At 36.6% G+C, this 15,207-nt stretch carries 18 protein-coding genes; 3 read left to right on the top strand and 15 right to left on the bottom strand.

Annotated features, from left to right (window positions below; genetic code table 11):
* Positions 1 to 28: 28 nt before the first annotated feature.
* A complete protein-coding gene (locus P4V41_RS13070; RefSeq protein WP_328085458.1) occupies positions 29 to 559 on the bottom strand; it encodes a GNAT family protein in 531 nt (176 codons plus the stop codon).
* A 25-nt stretch (positions 560 to 584) separates the two neighbouring features.
* Positions 585 to 1,409, bottom strand: a complete 825-nt coding sequence (locus P4V41_RS13065) for an MBL fold metallo-hydrolase (RefSeq protein WP_419181311.1) — start codon at positions 1,407 to 1,409, stop codon at positions 585 to 587.
* Between the two features lie 269 nt (positions 1,410 to 1,678).
* Between P4V41_RS13065 and P4V41_RS13060 the strand changes: the two genes are divergently transcribed.
* Both P4V41_RS13060 and P4V41_RS13055 read left to right on the top strand, forming a co-directional pair.
* Positions 1,679 to 2,758 (top strand): tetratricopeptide repeat protein, encoded by a 1,080-nt coding sequence (locus tag P4V41_RS13060; protein ID WP_328085456.1) that lies wholly within the window; start codon positions 1,679 to 1,681, stop codon positions 2,756 to 2,758.
* A complete protein-coding gene (locus P4V41_RS13055) occupies positions 2,755 to 2,883 on the top strand; it encodes a hypothetical protein (RefSeq protein WP_260858542.1) in 129 nt (42 codons plus the stop codon). The genes P4V41_RS13060 and P4V41_RS13055 overlap by 4 nt, the downstream gene beginning before the upstream one ends.
* A 76-nt stretch (positions 2,884 to 2,959) precedes the next feature.
* Here the strand turns inward: P4V41_RS13055 and P4V41_RS13050 are convergent, their stop codons facing one another.
* The 6 genes from P4V41_RS13050 to P4V41_RS13025 all read right to left on the bottom strand — a co-directional run bounded on the left by P4V41_RS13050 (position 2,960) and on the right by P4V41_RS13025 (position 6,638).
* Complete coding sequence (locus P4V41_RS13050) at positions 2,960 to 3,433, bottom strand: GNAT family N-acetyltransferase (RefSeq protein ID WP_328085464.1); 474 nt, start codon at positions 3,431 to 3,433, stop codon at positions 2,960 to 2,962.
* Between the two features lie 86 nt (positions 3,434 to 3,519).
* The gene (locus P4V41_RS13045; protein ID WP_328085453.1) at positions 3,520 to 4,758 is read right to left on the bottom strand and encodes an ATP-binding protein; all 1,239 of its coding nucleotides are present in this window, start codon (positions 4,756 to 4,758) and stop codon (positions 3,520 to 3,522) included.
* Positions 4,759 to 5,134: 376 nt separating this feature from the next.
* Entirely contained in the window at positions 5,135 to 5,329 is a 195-nt protein-coding gene (locus tag P4V41_RS13040) for an NUDIX domain-containing protein (protein WP_328085451.1), read from the bottom strand.
* Positions 5,330 to 5,395: 66 nt separating this feature from the next.
* Positions 5,396 to 5,710 carry a multidrug efflux SMR transporter gene (locus P4V41_RS13035; RefSeq protein ID WP_328085450.1) on the bottom strand — a complete coding sequence of 105 codons (315 nt, stop codon included), beginning with the start codon at positions 5,708 to 5,710 and terminating at the stop codon, positions 5,396 to 5,398.
* Positions 5,710 to 6,051, bottom strand: coding sequence for a multidrug efflux SMR transporter (locus tag P4V41_RS13030; RefSeq protein WP_328085448.1), 342 nt, complete (start codon positions 6,049 to 6,051; stop codon positions 5,710 to 5,712). The genes P4V41_RS13035 and P4V41_RS13030 overlap by 1 nt, the downstream gene beginning before the upstream one ends.
* Before the next feature lie 2 nt (positions 6,052 to 6,053).
* A complete protein-coding gene (locus P4V41_RS13025) occupies positions 6,054 to 6,638 on the bottom strand; it encodes a TetR/AcrR family transcriptional regulator (RefSeq protein WP_328085446.1) in 585 nt (194 codons plus the stop codon).
* A gap of 157 nt (positions 6,639 to 6,795) precedes the next feature.
* Here P4V41_RS13025 and P4V41_RS13020 point away from each other — a divergent pair, with 157 nt between their 5' ends.
* Positions 6,796 to 7,977, top strand: a complete 1,182-nt coding sequence (locus P4V41_RS13020) for an FtsW/RodA/SpoVE family cell cycle protein (protein WP_328085444.1) — start codon at positions 6,796 to 6,798, stop codon at positions 7,975 to 7,977.
* A gap of 86 nt (positions 7,978 to 8,063) precedes the next feature.
* Here P4V41_RS13020 and P4V41_RS13015 read toward each other — a convergent pair whose 3' ends face one another.
* The 7 genes from P4V41_RS13015 to P4V41_RS12985 form a co-directional block, all read right to left on the bottom strand.
* Positions 8,064 to 8,516: a helix-turn-helix transcriptional regulator gene (locus P4V41_RS13015; protein WP_328085442.1), complete on the bottom strand. Its 453-nt coding sequence runs from the start codon at positions 8,514 to 8,516 to the stop codon at positions 8,064 to 8,066.
* Between the two features lie 357 nt (positions 8,517 to 8,873).
* On the bottom strand, positions 8,874 to 9,011 hold the full coding sequence (locus tag P4V41_RS13010) for a hypothetical protein (protein ID WP_328085440.1): 138 nt from the start codon (positions 9,009 to 9,011) through the stop codon (positions 8,874 to 8,876).
* Positions 9,008 to 11,209: a histidine kinase dimerization/phospho-acceptor domain-containing protein gene (locus P4V41_RS13005; RefSeq protein ID WP_328085438.1), complete on the bottom strand. Its 2,202-nt coding sequence runs from the start codon at positions 11,207 to 11,209 to the stop codon at positions 9,008 to 9,010. Before P4V41_RS13005 ends, P4V41_RS13010 begins: the two co-directional genes overlap by 4 nt.
* On the bottom strand, positions 11,187 to 11,879 hold the full coding sequence (locus P4V41_RS13000; RefSeq protein WP_328085436.1) for a response regulator transcription factor: 693 nt from the start codon (positions 11,877 to 11,879) through the stop codon (positions 11,187 to 11,189). The genes P4V41_RS13005 and P4V41_RS13000 overlap by 23 nt, the downstream gene beginning before the upstream one ends.
* A 194-nt stretch (positions 11,880 to 12,073) precedes the next feature.
* On the bottom strand, positions 12,074 to 12,502 hold the full coding sequence (locus tag P4V41_RS12995; RefSeq protein WP_328085434.1) for an SRPBCC family protein: 429 nt from the start codon (positions 12,500 to 12,502) through the stop codon (positions 12,074 to 12,076).
* Between the two features lie 127 nt (positions 12,503 to 12,629).
* The gene (locus P4V41_RS12990; RefSeq protein ID WP_328085432.1) at positions 12,630 to 13,991 is read right to left on the bottom strand and encodes an ABC transporter substrate-binding protein; all 1,362 of its coding nucleotides are present in this window, start codon (positions 13,989 to 13,991) and stop codon (positions 12,630 to 12,632) included.
* A 35-nt stretch (positions 13,992 to 14,026) separates the two neighbouring features.
* A complete protein-coding gene (locus tag P4V41_RS12985; RefSeq protein WP_328085429.1) occupies positions 14,027 to 15,205 on the bottom strand; it encodes a Gfo/Idh/MocA family oxidoreductase in 1,179 nt (392 codons plus the stop codon).
* Between the last annotated feature and the right edge of the window lie 2 nt (positions 15,206 to 15,207).

Below are 15,207 nucleotides of genomic sequence, written 5' to 3'. Positions count from 1 at the left end.
TTTTTGTTTAATTGGGATCATGTTATTTTTACTTAACTAATTTATACATCAACACATCATCCACATATTCGTCTTTGCCAAACTTGAATTCTTTAACTTTTCGTCCTTCCTCTAAAAATCCTAGTCTTTTATATATTTCTATTGCTCTAGTATTGGTAGAGAAAGTTCCTAAAGTAACTTTTTCAATGACCGGATGTTTTTCAGCCCAAGATAACAGCTCGTGAATCAATAGCTTGCCAAGTCCTTTGTTTCTCCATTCTTTTTGAAGCATGATTGCAAACGACCCTGTGTGATGCATTCTCAGTCTTTCTTGTGACCGAAAAACGATCCAACCGACCACAGTGTTTTTATGTTCTGCCACTAGCATCGTCTCTCGTTCATGCTCAAGAATGTTTCTTATCCATTCTTCATGATCTTTCGTCTTCTTGTTAAATTCTTTCGAAACCGCAATAAAAAAATCGTGTTCAGAAATCACTTCACGCTGAATTTGAAGAATAGCTTCAGCATCCTCAACGCGGACGGTTCGGATAATTGCTTTCTCCTCTTGTTTAAATGACATAGTGTTAACCTCTTTTTCTAAAAAGTTATGAGTTGGTAACAGGATTCTCATTCATGATGGAATGCACAATATGGATAGAATCCCACTCACCACGAGAAAATTTGATAATGGGAAATCGTCTAGGAAACAGTTTCTGACGAATTTCTTCAGGGCTGTCTCCTTTTTGATGTAATGTTAGAACTTCATGCTGTATGCCTAATAGATAGTCAAGTTTTCGTTGTAATGCCCTTCTTCCTTCTTGAATAAAGCCAGCATGATTGCAAAACACTTCCTGAAAATCATACGTTAAAACGCGCTGCAATGATTGAATAATAGTAGGAATGCTTTCTTCCTCAAGAACTACTTTGGTCTTTTCCATCACGTACAGGTCACCTGTAAACAGCTGCCCCGTTTCTCGATTCAGAAATGCATGATGGTCTAGTGCATGACCTGGAGTGGGTATAGCATCCCAATATGCATTCCTAGATTGAAATTGAGCTTTCATTTTTTGAGCATGAAATGGTTTTCTTCTGCCCCAAAATAACTGTCTATACAAAGGATAATGTGCACGTTTCGAACAATCATCAATCGTTTTTTCATCTAAGTAGATAGGGACTTTTTTTGTTTTTTCAATATAACTAGCACAGCCTGTATGATCTTCATGAAAGTGTGTTAAGAATACTTGGTCAAAATCAGCTTGATCAATAAAAGGTTTGAAGTGCTGATGTAAAGACTGGGCACCAGTATCGATTAATACACCATCAACGAGAAAACTATATACATTTAACGACACTCCTTGAAAACGAACTTGTCCATTTAAGTAAGAAACATTATGTTTTTCTCCAGATTGAGATGATTTTTTCAAAAACAAATCTTCCAACTCCCGCTATTCTCTTTTTCTCTCATTCTATTTAAACGCTATGAACTTTAATTCCATAAAAGTTGTTATACTCCTTCCACCCTCATAATGAGGTTTTCATCTAACGAAAAAAAAGAATAGCCACGATAGTGTCAGATTATTGGGAAAATTGATAAGAAATATGTCACTTTATGCTACCCTCTCGCATGGGATTTTCCCAAGTTTTATTTTTCCATTTTATGTTAGATTTAAATTACAAGTCTTATAGAAAGGAGTTTTCCATGAACGTCGGAACTAGAGAGCCCATTACACAGTCACTCGAGCGGTGGCATACAGCCATACGGACAAATCACATACAGCAATCAGAGAGTATACATAACGAGATTAAGAGTGAGATCACACAGATCAAAGACCCATCTACACAGTTGTATTATCAATTGTTAAACAGCCGCTACTTGATTTTAAAGAAAGAGCTTACTTCTGCTCACGCCATTTTAGATACGCTTAATGATGTTCATCTTAATCGAACAGATATTTTTGGGTACTATATGAACTTAATTACCGGAATGCTATTAACAGCTGAAGGAAATTATGAAGTAGCAGAATTGCGTTTTATCCGTGCGTTTAACTTATTAAATGTGTTGAACAATATGACGGATGATATCGTGCGAGCAGACTTTTATCATAAAGCTGCCGTTCTGTATTATCACATACGTCAGCCACTCACCGCACTGGATTATGCGAACGAAGCTTTGAAAACGTTATCTGAAGCGGAAGATTACGAACTGCTTCAATCCGGTTGTGAAAATATTCTGGGCCTTGCTTCTCTATTATTAAAACAATATGGGAAAGCAGAAGAACATTTTCTGTGCGCACTTGATCTCGCTAAGCGTATTGATCAGACATATACCTCACTGATCAAATACAACATCGGTTATCTGTATGCTGAACAAAACATGTCCGAACTGGCAATACGCTACTTGTTAGAGGTTTTTGAAGAAGAAGAAGCCTTTTATAAGACCCACTTCTTATTGTCTCGAGAATTCTATCGATTGAATAATGAAGAAAAAGCAATACCGTTCTACAATAAAGGAATCGAGCTTGCGAATGAAGAATACCTTCATCACTTCAAAATACTGAACGCCATAAATCAGGCAACAGATATTAACGAGCTTGAACGTATTGTTAAAGAAGGAAATGACTATTTTAAACAACACGAACTCTTTGGTTTCGTAGAAGATTATGCTGGAGAACTTGCACAGGTCTTCTTCACCAAAGAGAACCACAATAAAGCTAGTTATTATTTTAAAGAGTCTTACGAAGCAAAACGCGCTTTACAAAAAAAGGAGGCACTAAAATGAAAAAATTTGCTGCAGGTATCATCATCACTTCACTAGCATTAACAGCTGTATTTGTTGGATTATCCACAAAATCAGTTGAGCAAGCTGAGCATGGTAGAACGTTCTCTTTGTCTCAAAAATTATAAAATACGATGTATGCACAAAAAAAACGATCAGAGGATTTTCTGATCGTTTTTTGTTTGTTGCTGGAATGATATCTAATCACATTAGTTTTTTTGTCATTTTATAATTTATTAATGACACACCTTTACGAACTACACTTTGCGGAGAAACTACTTCGTACCCTCGCTGTTCGAAAAATGGTTTAGCGGTAATACTTGCATCCGTATCAATACTTAATAAGTTTACTTTCCTTGCTTCCGATTCAATCACATTTACTAATGCCGAAGCTATCCCTTGTCTCTGGTAATGCTTATGAACATAAAGTCTATCTAAATGTCCACTATGTGTTAAATCACTAAAGCCAACAATTTCATCCTTATTCTTAGCTACAAAAGTTATGTTTTTTCTCAATGTTTCCTTCCACGACTTTACTTTAGATTGTAATTCATTAAAGGAAACCCAAGCATCTAACTCTAGTGAGGAATAATCTTTGGCATTTACGCTATGTACAGTTTCATAAAACAGATTGATAATCTCCTCTGTATCAGTTTCCTTGTACTTTACAATTTTCAATTTCATCTACTCACCTCTGTGCGGTAAACGTTGTCCCTTTATTCACAACTCCAGTTCTCCCAACAATCAATTTTACTGCATAACTATTACATAGAAGGTAGTTTAATCGTAAAAGTTGTTCCTTTTTCCAAAACGCTATCGATTGTAATTCTACCACCCATCTGTTTTACAATTTGGTGGCATACGGTTAAACCGAGTCCCGTTCCTTTTTCTTTCGTAGAATAATACGGACTGCCTAGTTTTTTTAATTGTTCCTTAGACATGCCTACACCGTTATCCCTAATCTCAATGCAAACATACCCGTTCGTATCATTAAACGCTAATATTCTAATTTCGCCTTTTGACTTAATTGCTTCTATGGCGTTCTTAATTATGTTAATCAACACTTGCTGAATTTCCAGTTTTAGCCCTTCAATTTTCAGAGAAGATTCCACGTGTTGCGAGATATGTATACTGTTCAAAATGGCATAGGAGTGCATCACATCTATCGATTGTTGAATGGTAGATGTTAGATCGATAATTTCGTATTGATCCGTTTGTGGTTTCGCCAATGCCAAATACTGATTGATAATTTCCTGCGCCCGGTCTAGTTCTTCAATCGAGATACTAATATACATCTGCTGTTCCTTCGTTAAATCTTCTTTTTGCATGAGCTGCATAAACCCTCGTACAGAAGTCATGGGATTTCGAATCTCGTGAGCAACTGAAGCCGCAAGCTGACTAACAACATTCATTTTTTCCGTACGAAGAAGCTCTTGCCTCATTTCCATCTGCTCGTTCATATTTTCAATCAAATGCACAACTGCAATTAACGTTGCTAATACGATAAGCGAGGAACTTATTTCGAAAAAGAGCTCCTGCTCGTCCCCTTTTATTAAAAGTGAGATTCCTCTCGTAATTGGGATCAATGAATAGAACAAACTAATCACTGTAACCTTGCCTTTGATGCCGTAGCGATGAAAGAGCTTTGTAATGGGCAATAACAATAAACAGAGAACCATGTAATTTCCTAGCAAAACAGCTATTTTTTGATCTGTCATGTACCCTACCATAAGAAGTGCTAAAAGACTCGAGAATCCTACCCTTTTTCCACCGTATAAGAAGGCCAAGATAATAGCAACCGATTTAAAGTCGTACGTATAGATTTCAGAATAAACGACTGGCTGACTCATCGTGAAGAATAAAATGATCAGCATGACGAGAAAGAACTTCGACGTAATGCGCTTTCGTTCTTCATCTCTCTCATTAAAGAATACTTGATAAATAAGGATGGTAAAAAGGATAAAGACCACGTGTAAGCACATGCTTTGTATAGACTCTAACATTCTATTCCCTACTTCCTTGATTTCCTGCTTACAAGATTTTCGACAACTTTTTAGTATATCCTTGTCATCGGACGAATTTTATAGGTATTACTATCTATAAATTTTTATAAAAAAAAGCACTTCTCCACTAGGAAGAAATGCACGCATTTCACGTAATTGGATGGATTAAAACGTTCTACTCAAAACTTGTCCTTGATAATTCAAGGCATCTTGTGCTCGAATTCGCTGACTCTCACTCAATTCCGTTAAATCGGCCCATTTAAGATCAGAGTGTTCTGAGCTTAAAACAATTTCAGCATCTTCTGTGATCATACATCGGAATATTGCTGCTTGAGTGTTAATTGAACGATGATAATATACTCCCGTTAAAACAGGATCAAATCACATCAACCCCAAGCTCTTCTCTACATTCACGAAACAATGCCTGATGTATCGTTTCACCCGGATCGACAGCACCTCCAGGCAAACTCCAACCTTTGTTTCCGTAAGTTCGTTTTAACAATAGTACCTTATTTTCTGCATTAAAAATAATGGCGTGAGAACCAAATCGAAACATATCATGAAATCCCAAGTCAATCCCTCTTCTATCACTAGTGTATAGTGAGGTTTATTCTACTTACTAGCCTAATAATCCTTCTTAGCTAATGAGTTTAAGTCCAACGGCAGCACAGAGTACCATTGCCATGAACAGAATTCTTAGTCTGTTTTTTGATTCACCATAAAATAAAATTCCGACTATTCCTGAACCAACTGTTCCGATTCCTGTCCAGATCGCGTAGGCAGTGCCCATCGGCAAAGATTGCATAGCTAAACTCAACAAAAGAAAGCTACTACTAAATCCTATAACAAGAACAAGAAAAGAAACACTATTTCTCTTTTTTGCAACAAGGTTCATTCCTGTTACTCCTACTACCTCAAAAAGACCTGCAAACACCAGAAAGATCCAGCCCATTACTGAACGCCTCCTTCTGATTTTGGTTTTCCAGTTACTAGTTTAAGTCCCATAACTCCCGCAAGAAGAACAAGAATGAGTATGATCTTTAGCATTTTAAATGGCTCACCAAACACAAGCATTTCCATCAAGACTGTCCCACTTGCTCCTAATCCAGTAAATACGGCATAAACCGTGCCAACAGGAAGTTGCTTCGTAGCCAAAATAAGAAGCGCAAACGAAAAGATGATGGATATAGTGGTTGCGGTCCACGTCAAAAAATTAAACGAATGCTTTAAACCGATTACCCAACATACTTCAAACACTGAACCTAATAAGACATAACCCCAAGCCCGATTCATTACTATTCACCACTTTCTTTCCTGATACCTTGCCAATAAACGAACCATGACTGTTTAGACCTTTTTTGCAGCCGCTCTGGAATCCCATAGATTAACTCGACGAGTAGTCCATCTAACATGGTTAGAAACGCAAGAGCGGCTGTTTCAGCTGTAACATCATTTCTTAATTCATCCGAATTTTGTTCAAAAAGTGCTGTAAACAAACTTTCCAAACGATCAACAAACTTGTTACTTCCAGTCTTTATTACTTCTTCATGCTGCACAGGCGGATAAAAAGACGTGCGCATAAAAAATTTCATATTATCGTTATGCTCAAATCGATTTAGATACTCCGTTAAAAATCTAAATAAGACATCCTTCAGTGTCTTTGATTGATGATCTTGAACAAATTGTTTAACAAAATCGATTTCACAATCTGTCGCATCAAGAAACGTTTGTATATAGAGATCATCTTTACTCTTAAAATGAGTGTAGATCGATTGCTTTTTTATGCCTACCTCATTTGCGATTACAGTCAAAGAAGCACCCTCATAACCCAATTGAGCAAATTGGATGAGCGCTGTTTGTTTTAGTTGATCATAAGTCATTTGATAACCACCTTCCGAACGGTCGTAAGGTAATCTTATCACACTATTTTTTAAAGTCAAACACATCGTTAACCATTTAAACTTGTAACAACCACTCCAAAATGTGGTATCATTATTTTTGGTAAATTAATGAAAATCATAGGAATGAGTGCGGCATATGGAAACTCAAAAAAGTAAAACATTCATAGATAAATTGGATTACGGAATTCTATTTATACTCTTCTTATTATCAATTATTAGTTTGATGTTCATATATAGCGGCCAACAATCCGGTCAATACAACGATAATTTTGTTCCTAAACAAATATTTTGGTACACCTTAAGTACAATTTTAATGCTAGCCATTGCACGTCTAGATTTTGAGCAACTGAAAAGAATGTCATGGTATTTTTATGGTTTTGTTTTGTTTTTTATTGTTATGTTAATTTTTGCACCAGAGAGTATTGCTAAGCCCATAAACGGCTCTAAAGCATGGTATCAATTGCCTTTCCTTGGCTCTTTTCAACCTTCTGAATTTATGAAAATCGCTTTGATCTTAGTTCTAAGTAATATCGTTGAATCACACAATTACCAATATATTCAGCGTACGATTAGATCTGATTTATATTTAATTTATAAAATGGGTCTAGCAAGTTTAGCTCCTATTATCTTTGTCGCCATTCAGCCAGATTCAGGAATGATCATGCTCTACCTTTCCATCATTCTGTCTATCATATTCATTTCAGGTGTAAGCTGGAAGATCATATTGGCAGTTATCTCACTGCCATCTATCGTTTTAACAGCATTAATCGTCATCTATTTTAAATTTAATACCTTTTTTCAGACTAAATTGCTCGTCTTACTTCTTCCTCACCAAAGAAGTAGAATAAACGGCTGGTTAAATCCGTTTGAATACACAGACCAAGGTTATCAAACCAAACAAGCGATCACAGCAATCGGTTCAGGGTGGTATTCTGGTAAGGGTTGGATGGAAGGTATCATGTATGTACCTGAAGCGCATACAGATTTTATCTTTTCCATTATTGGGGAAGACACTGGCTTTCTAGGTACTTCCATCGTAGTAAGTCTGTTCTTCTTGTTGATCTATAAAATCGTAATTTTGGGTGTGAAGTCAAACTATTCTTTTGGCGGGTACATGTGTTCAGGAATCATAGGACTTCTTTCGTTCCAGATCTTTCAGAATGTGGGAATGAATATAGGCTTGTTGCCGGTAACAGGAGTCACCTTGCCGTTCTTAAGTTATGGTGGGAGTTCGTTATTATCCAATATGATGTTAATGGGGATCGTACTTGGAGTAAGTGTGCAAACAAATCGTTATATGTTTGAGATTGATCAATAGGATATATAAACAATGGCAACCAGAAATAATCTGGTGCCGTTGTTTTTTATTTTCGCATTCATTTCCCCGACCCTACTTTCTGAGGATTATTCCACCTTATATCTTTCTTTAACGATTCCCGATCCAATTCCTCCACTCACCATGAATAGTAACGGCCCAAAGTTCCACAGAAATTTCCCCCCAGGCAATGAAGAGTCTAAATTTGCAAATTTAGTTAGACCTAGAAAACCTAGTTTAATGATTAACAAAGTAACACCAAGTAAAAATACAACATCAAAAAGAAACTTTAATTTAGGATGAGCAAGTTGTTTACTATCATTTATGACTTTTTCTTTTAAATCTTCATCCGTTCTGAGTAATTCATCAATCGTTACTTCAAACAGATCACTTAGTTTGATAATAACTTCGATGCTCGGATAATTTTGCCCGTTCTCCCACTTTGAAACAGATTGTCTGCTCACAAAAAGCTTTTCAGCTAATTCTTCCTGAGACCAACCTCTCGTCTTTCTTACGCTTTTTAACTTCTCACCAAAAACCATCGATTGTACCCACCTTTTTGTATGTATAAGCTCATTATTGTGAATTTATGGTCAAAAAGTAAAGATAACTTTAGTTGCTATGAGGCGCAACCCATAGTTGCATTGGGGAATCTCCTCGTTTAGGGCCAAATTAAGGTGAATAACGAATTCTTAATCCATACCACACAGGGTATATTTTCATTTAATTCAAGAAGTTTTGGAAATAATTCTAGAAATTCGTGATATATACCGGCGAGTTTTTAAAATATATGGGCGAGTCGACATATTCTGACAACAACATACCTCTAAAATACCCTTACACCATCATGCGAACAAATATAAAGCACTTCTCTCATTAGAAGAAGTGCTCCACACAAACTATTCACTCGTTTGAAGTATCTCTGTACCTTTAACCGATTCTTTCAATTTAGGACTACCCGCGTTATCGGCAAATCCAAAAATACTAAACAATACAATCGTCACACCAAGTAAGAATTTCTTGTTCATCTTCATCATTTCACCGCGTCCAGTTCAATAGTTGCTTTAAACAGATCACCGTCAACGTCGATCTCCATACTACCATCGTGAAGATCTACGATGGATTTTGCGATGGCAAGACCAAGGCCAGAACCATCTGTATGACGTGATGTGTCTCCGCGTTTGAATCGTTCAAATAATTCTTCAAAGTTTCCGCCTAGTTCGTACTTCGAGACATTCTTGAATGAAACGACGACCTTTAGATTTTCTTCTGTAACGGATATATATACTCTTGTATTGTCCATAGAGTACTTTAAAGCGTTGCCGATCAAATTCTCAAACACACGCCACATTTTTTGACCATCCACATTAGCAAAAATAGGGCTATTAGGAGTTGCTACTCTAAAAGTTAGTGACGATTCTTTAATGGTTTCACTGTATTCAGCCATGGCTTGTTGAAGCAGCTGGACGATATCAACTTTATGTTTAATCAATTCCAGGTTCCCGCTTGCCATCTTAGATACTTCGAACAGATCATCAATCAGAACTTTTAGACGCTTTGATTTGCGATCTATGATTTCTAAATAAGCATTCTGATCCTCTTTTGTTACCTCTTGTGATCTTAAGAGTTCCGTATACGTAATGATCGATGTCAAAGGTGTTCGTAAATCATGACTGACATTGGTGATCAGCTCCGTTTTAAGCCTCTCACTTTTTGCTTCTGCACGTTTTGATGTTTTTACACCATGCTTGAGTAAGTTTAGGTTTCCAGCTAACATAGCTAGTGCCGATTTTCCCTTATGAGGAAGATCTTGTTCCATCTGTCCCGCCGCAAGCTCATTCGTGTGTTGAATGATTCTGTTAAAAAATCCAATTCTTTTAAAAAGGTAGATCATTACCGGTACAGTGAAGAATAAAAACAGAATGAAATAAACGACGAAAGCCATAGGATGGAAGAATACGACGGCTGCACCGAAACCTGATAAAAAGATGACGATGAGAAGCAGCATAATTTGTATGCCAACACTTCTGTTGTAGAATGCATCAGAAACTAATCGGTAAAACCAGCGTGCTGACTTCATGATAAAGGCGTCTTTATACAAATGTTTTTTGCTAACATCACCGTAGATCCATGCGACTTGAATAAGAGTGATAGCCACCATAAGCGTAGTAATCAAAAATTCAAAAATGCCATCACTATACAAGATTGAGAATGCCATATGATCGTAGTTTTGTGCGTTCATAACTAAAGCCATTATTGCAAAAAAAGTACTGATCAATAGAATGCCCCACCGAATATCAATAGGCACTTTTCGATAAATGTTCACTTTGTCTGAAGAAGTGATTAACTGTAATGGGTGAAGTCTTCTTCCCCAAATAAACACAATGAATAGAATCACAATACTGCAGATCGATATAATGTAAAATACCGTTTGTCTCTTCTCAAAATCAAATACTTGTTTTTGTAACCAACTACCTCCTTCAGGAAGAGTAATAAACCCCTGAAGTGTTTTTGACTTTTGAGGTAAATATTCGTAATTAGAATATTGCATAAAAGAATCGTGGCCACTACTACTTAAGTTGCCATTTTCAGATGACGAAGAGTATTCTTTCGAGAACAAATTTGATCTATCCTTAAGATCTTTAGCTGTATCAGCTGTCGGAACATTTGTATACACATCTTTTGAGTTCATATCTACTAAATAGTAGTTGAAACCCAAAAGGTTAGGATCATAATCAGCGATATAACTTTGCCTTTCTTCTACAAGTGCCTCAACTTCTTTTTCTTTTTCCTTCAGAATCTTAGCTTTAATATGCTCGTCGCTTCTAAAGTTCTCCATGATATCTTTAACTTTCGCATCTCTTTGTTGTTCATAAAGCTTAACAACATCTTCGTTTTTAGCAGCCTTCGCTTCATCAATCTGGTATTCATACTGGCTTTTGATATCGGCTATTTGCTCTGATAGACTTCCATAGCGCGTTCGATGTTCTTCAATCTCTTCTTTAGAAACTTTTATATTGTCCTTAAGCTCATCTTCGGATAAATAATTGATTTCAGAAATACTGAGATAATCAATAAATTCTTCGAAATGTTCGTTAAACTCCTCTGTATGAAAATAATCCTTTTTAAAATACCAATGACCATTTTCTAAAATCGAAACGATACCACTTAATCCAAAGGTCAACAACATGATCCAAACAACCCACTTGCTTCTATTTTTCCATTTTGTATCCAATTCCCCATACCACCTTTAAATATCTAGGATTTTTCGGATCAATCTCAATCTTTTCTCTAATCTTTCGGATATGAACGGCCACTGTGTTTTCAGCGTTGTAACTAGGCTCTTTCCAAACCCGCTCATATATATCATTAATCGAAAAAACTCTTCCAGGGTAAGACATTAACAATTCTACAATCTTGTATTCAATAGGTGTTAATTTTACAGAATCGCCGTTAATAGCTACTTCCTTTGCTTCTTTATCAAGGGTTAAACCGTTCAGATTGATTAGATTTGTCTTACCCTCATATGTACCAAGCGTCACGTAACGGCGTAGCTGAGATTTAACACGTGCTATTAGCTCCAAAGGATTAAATGGCTTTGTCACATAATCATCCGCACCGATCTGCAGTCCTAAGACCTTATCCGTATCCTCGCTCTTTGCACTCAAGATGATAATCGGTATGTTTTTTTGTTCTCTAATTTTAAATGTCGTCGAGATACCATCTAATTTTGGCATCATTATGTCCATTACAATAAGATGTATTGGGTGTTCATCTAATTTCTCTATCGCTTCAATTCCATCACTTGCCTGAACAACTGTAATTCCTTCATTCTTCAAATAGATTTCTATCGCATCACGAATTTCTTTTTCATCATCTACAACAAGTACGTTAAAAGCATTCATGTTCTCACACTCCCTTCTGCATTATAGCATGGCATATATTTGAAATTATCTTTATTCTACCTAGCAATCCTTTACATTTAGTTAGCAAAAATCTTAAGACTTTCTTAAGACTCATAATGTTCCATAATTCAAAAAATAGGCAAACAAAAAAGCGCAAATCTATTTAAAGAAATGCACTCTCTTTTAAAACACTATTAGTTTTGAGCTTCACTATACCTTTTAAAATTATCCATGAAGGCTTGCCATCCAGCTTCTTGCATCTCAACTGGATTCGTCGCTTCGGTTTCAAATTTTTCAACGACTCTCGTTACATTTTCTAAACCGACAAAAGTAATCGTAACTTTTCTTCCATCATCTAGCGTATAAGCAATATATTCATTTGTTTTGACTTCATCATACTTCCCGCTAAAATCAAATCCAAAGCTGCCATCTTTTGCTTCCATTCTGGTAAGAAACCTTCCGCCATCTCTCAAATCGTTTTCCGCTTTTGGTGCGTGCCACTCGTCGGAAGCAAAGCTCCAACCTGTAATATGCTGTGGTTCTGTCCAATATTTCCAAACTTCTTCAATCGGTTTGTTTACGGTTGTTTCCACCGTGATGGTTACTTTATTGCTTGTTTCCATAACATAAACCACCTTTCCGTCACTTACAATTTAAATACTCGCTGCTCTTAATTCAACAAAAAGATGCATTTCCCTGCTTCAAGAAATGCATCAAAAACGAAAGTCCCTAAATATAGATGATATTTTATTATTCAATGGCTTTCTTAGCTTCTTCATACTTTGCATTAGCAAGGTTATTAATCTGTGAAAGATAATCTTCTAACTTAATTTCACCTTTAATAGATGCTTCAAGAAGACTATGAATATTTGCGTTTGGTTGATCAGAAATACTTACCCCTGTTGGAGCTTCCCACCGTGACTGAACGTAACCAGGTACTGCTTTTACGGGTTCAACTATAGCATTATCTAAGTTATCGAATGCTGAACGAACGCCAGGAAGGTCTTGAAGTTCAAAATATGCATCCAACACATCTTGATCTGTTGTGACCGGCACTCCATTAAGTACTTTCCCTTTTTCTGCAGCAATATCAATTCGTTTCAGATATCCTTCTTTTCCAAAAGACATCCATTTCGAAAAGATATAAGCTTCTTTTGGGTGTTTCGTATTCTTGGATATCCCTATATAATCGTTTGCGACAACGGTTCTTCCACCTGGAATTCCAATGAAGTCATAATCAAAATCTAAATTTTCCTCAAAAGCAGTTAGTGCCCATGTACCATCCCAAATTAACCCCATATTTCCTGATGCCCATACTTCTCCAGGATTACTTCCATCAAAGTTGCTTTTTTGTTCATCTGTTAATGATTCATAGGCATAACCGTTTGTAACGATATCTTTTGCTATTTTTTGACCTTCTTTAAATTCGGTGCTGTTCAAATGATAACCTTCTTCAGTGTAGGTATACCAACCAAGAGTCTTACTTACTGCTGCAGGATACCAGTCAAGGATTGCCATTGGGTTATTTATACCAACCTTGCCTTTACTGATGTTAGTTATACTTTTTACAGAATCAACGAATTCAATTATGTTTGCACCACTTTCTGGCGCATCCAAATTAGCGTTATTAAACATGTCTTTATTAACATAATATCCTAAAAATTGCTGACCTGCAGGTAGTGCGAAAAGAGTGTCACCGTATGTTGCAGCCTTTCGTACAGCTTCAGGAACTTTTGCAAGATCAGCATCATCAGCAGCCAATTTAGAGAGATCTAATAACCAGTCATTTGCTACACCTGGAGGGATTTCAGAAAGCATAAATACATCAGGCATTTCATTTGCGCTTGCCGCAGCTGCTAATCCATCATTCCATTTATCATTAGGAATTGACTCAACTAGTTTTATCTCAATGTTTGAATATTTTTCTTCAAACGCTTTAATCATGAGTCTTTCTATATTTTGTTCTTTTTCTGTACCTAAACCCCAACTTGCATAAGAAATGGTTACCTTATTGCCGTCCGCATCATTACTTTTTCCACCTTCGCTCGATGCGTTACATCCGAACAACATTGTAATCAACAACATACCTATAATGAATTTAAGACCTTTCATGAACACACCTCAATTCTAGTAGTCTTCTTAAACGATTAGCCTAATTGCTCCTGATTTACTTTGTAATCGCTTACATTTTTAGTTTTAAGTATAGGCTGAATCATAGTAGATTTAGACATTTTAATAACTTCATCAGCCGTCACTTCTCGCTCTAATGAATCTGATAAGTAGATTCCTTCACTGATTAACATTGTTTGAAGGGCAATCTCAGCGGTCGGCAGCAGTTCCACTCTACCTTGAAGTGCCGCGATCCAATGATCTTGTGAGGAGTCATAGGCATCCTCGTTCTCTCTAAGTTGATGCCATCTATAATTTGCCGCTCCTAAATCAAACGTAGCATCCATGTCCATGTCACCCATCGTAGTATGATAGCTTAATGGCGTATTTACTCCGTTTACTTGGCCGTGAAGGGATAGTCCACCCTTATTCCCTACTAAACTGCTTCCACCTAATCCATTCAAATGAATCGCCCAAGATTCGATAATATCAAGAGTAAGACCACCCTCGAATCGAACAAATCCTAAACCGAGCTCTTCAACATCAAATCCACTTATATTTTTACGTTTTTCATCCATGTCCATTTCTTGATACGTTTTACCTGTAATGGTTTTAACTGAAGGCACATTCATTAAATACAGCAATTGCGATATTCGATATACACCCATATCAAACAATGCTCCACCTGATGCCTTCTCTTTTTGATTAAATTCTTTGGTTCCGTATCCATCAACAAACGGTCTTCCTCGTCTTCTAAATCCGGTAGAACGAGCATGATATAGTTTACCAAGCTTTCCTTCATCTATTAAAACTTTTGCGGCTTTCGTTTCGATTCCGTAGAGAAAGCTTAATTGAACATGCAGTTGTTTACCGCATTCTTTTGCTGTATCAATCATTTTCTTTCCATCAACGTAAGAACCTGCAATTGGTTTTTCACAATATACATGCTTACCTGCCCTTAATGCTTCAATCGTAATCCCAGCGTGTAGATTATTATGCAGACAAACATCAACTGCATCTAGATCTTCACGGGCTAACAGCTCTCGATAATCTCTATATGTGTCAGGAATATTGTACTTTTCTGCCACTTGTTTTAGCTCGATCTCATCAATATCACATGCTGCAACGACTTCTGCCCCAGATATCTTTTCATAGTTTTCCAAATGAACTTTACCAATCATGCCAACACCAATAATACCGATTCTCACTTTTTTCATAT

It is taken from the genome of Fictibacillus nanhaiensis, assembly GCF_036213205.1.
Taxonomy (GTDB): Bacteria; Bacillota; Bacilli; order Bacillales; family Fictibacillaceae; genus Fictibacillus; species Fictibacillus nanhaiensis_E.
This window is presented reverse-complemented; position numbering and strand designations above follow the sequence as displayed.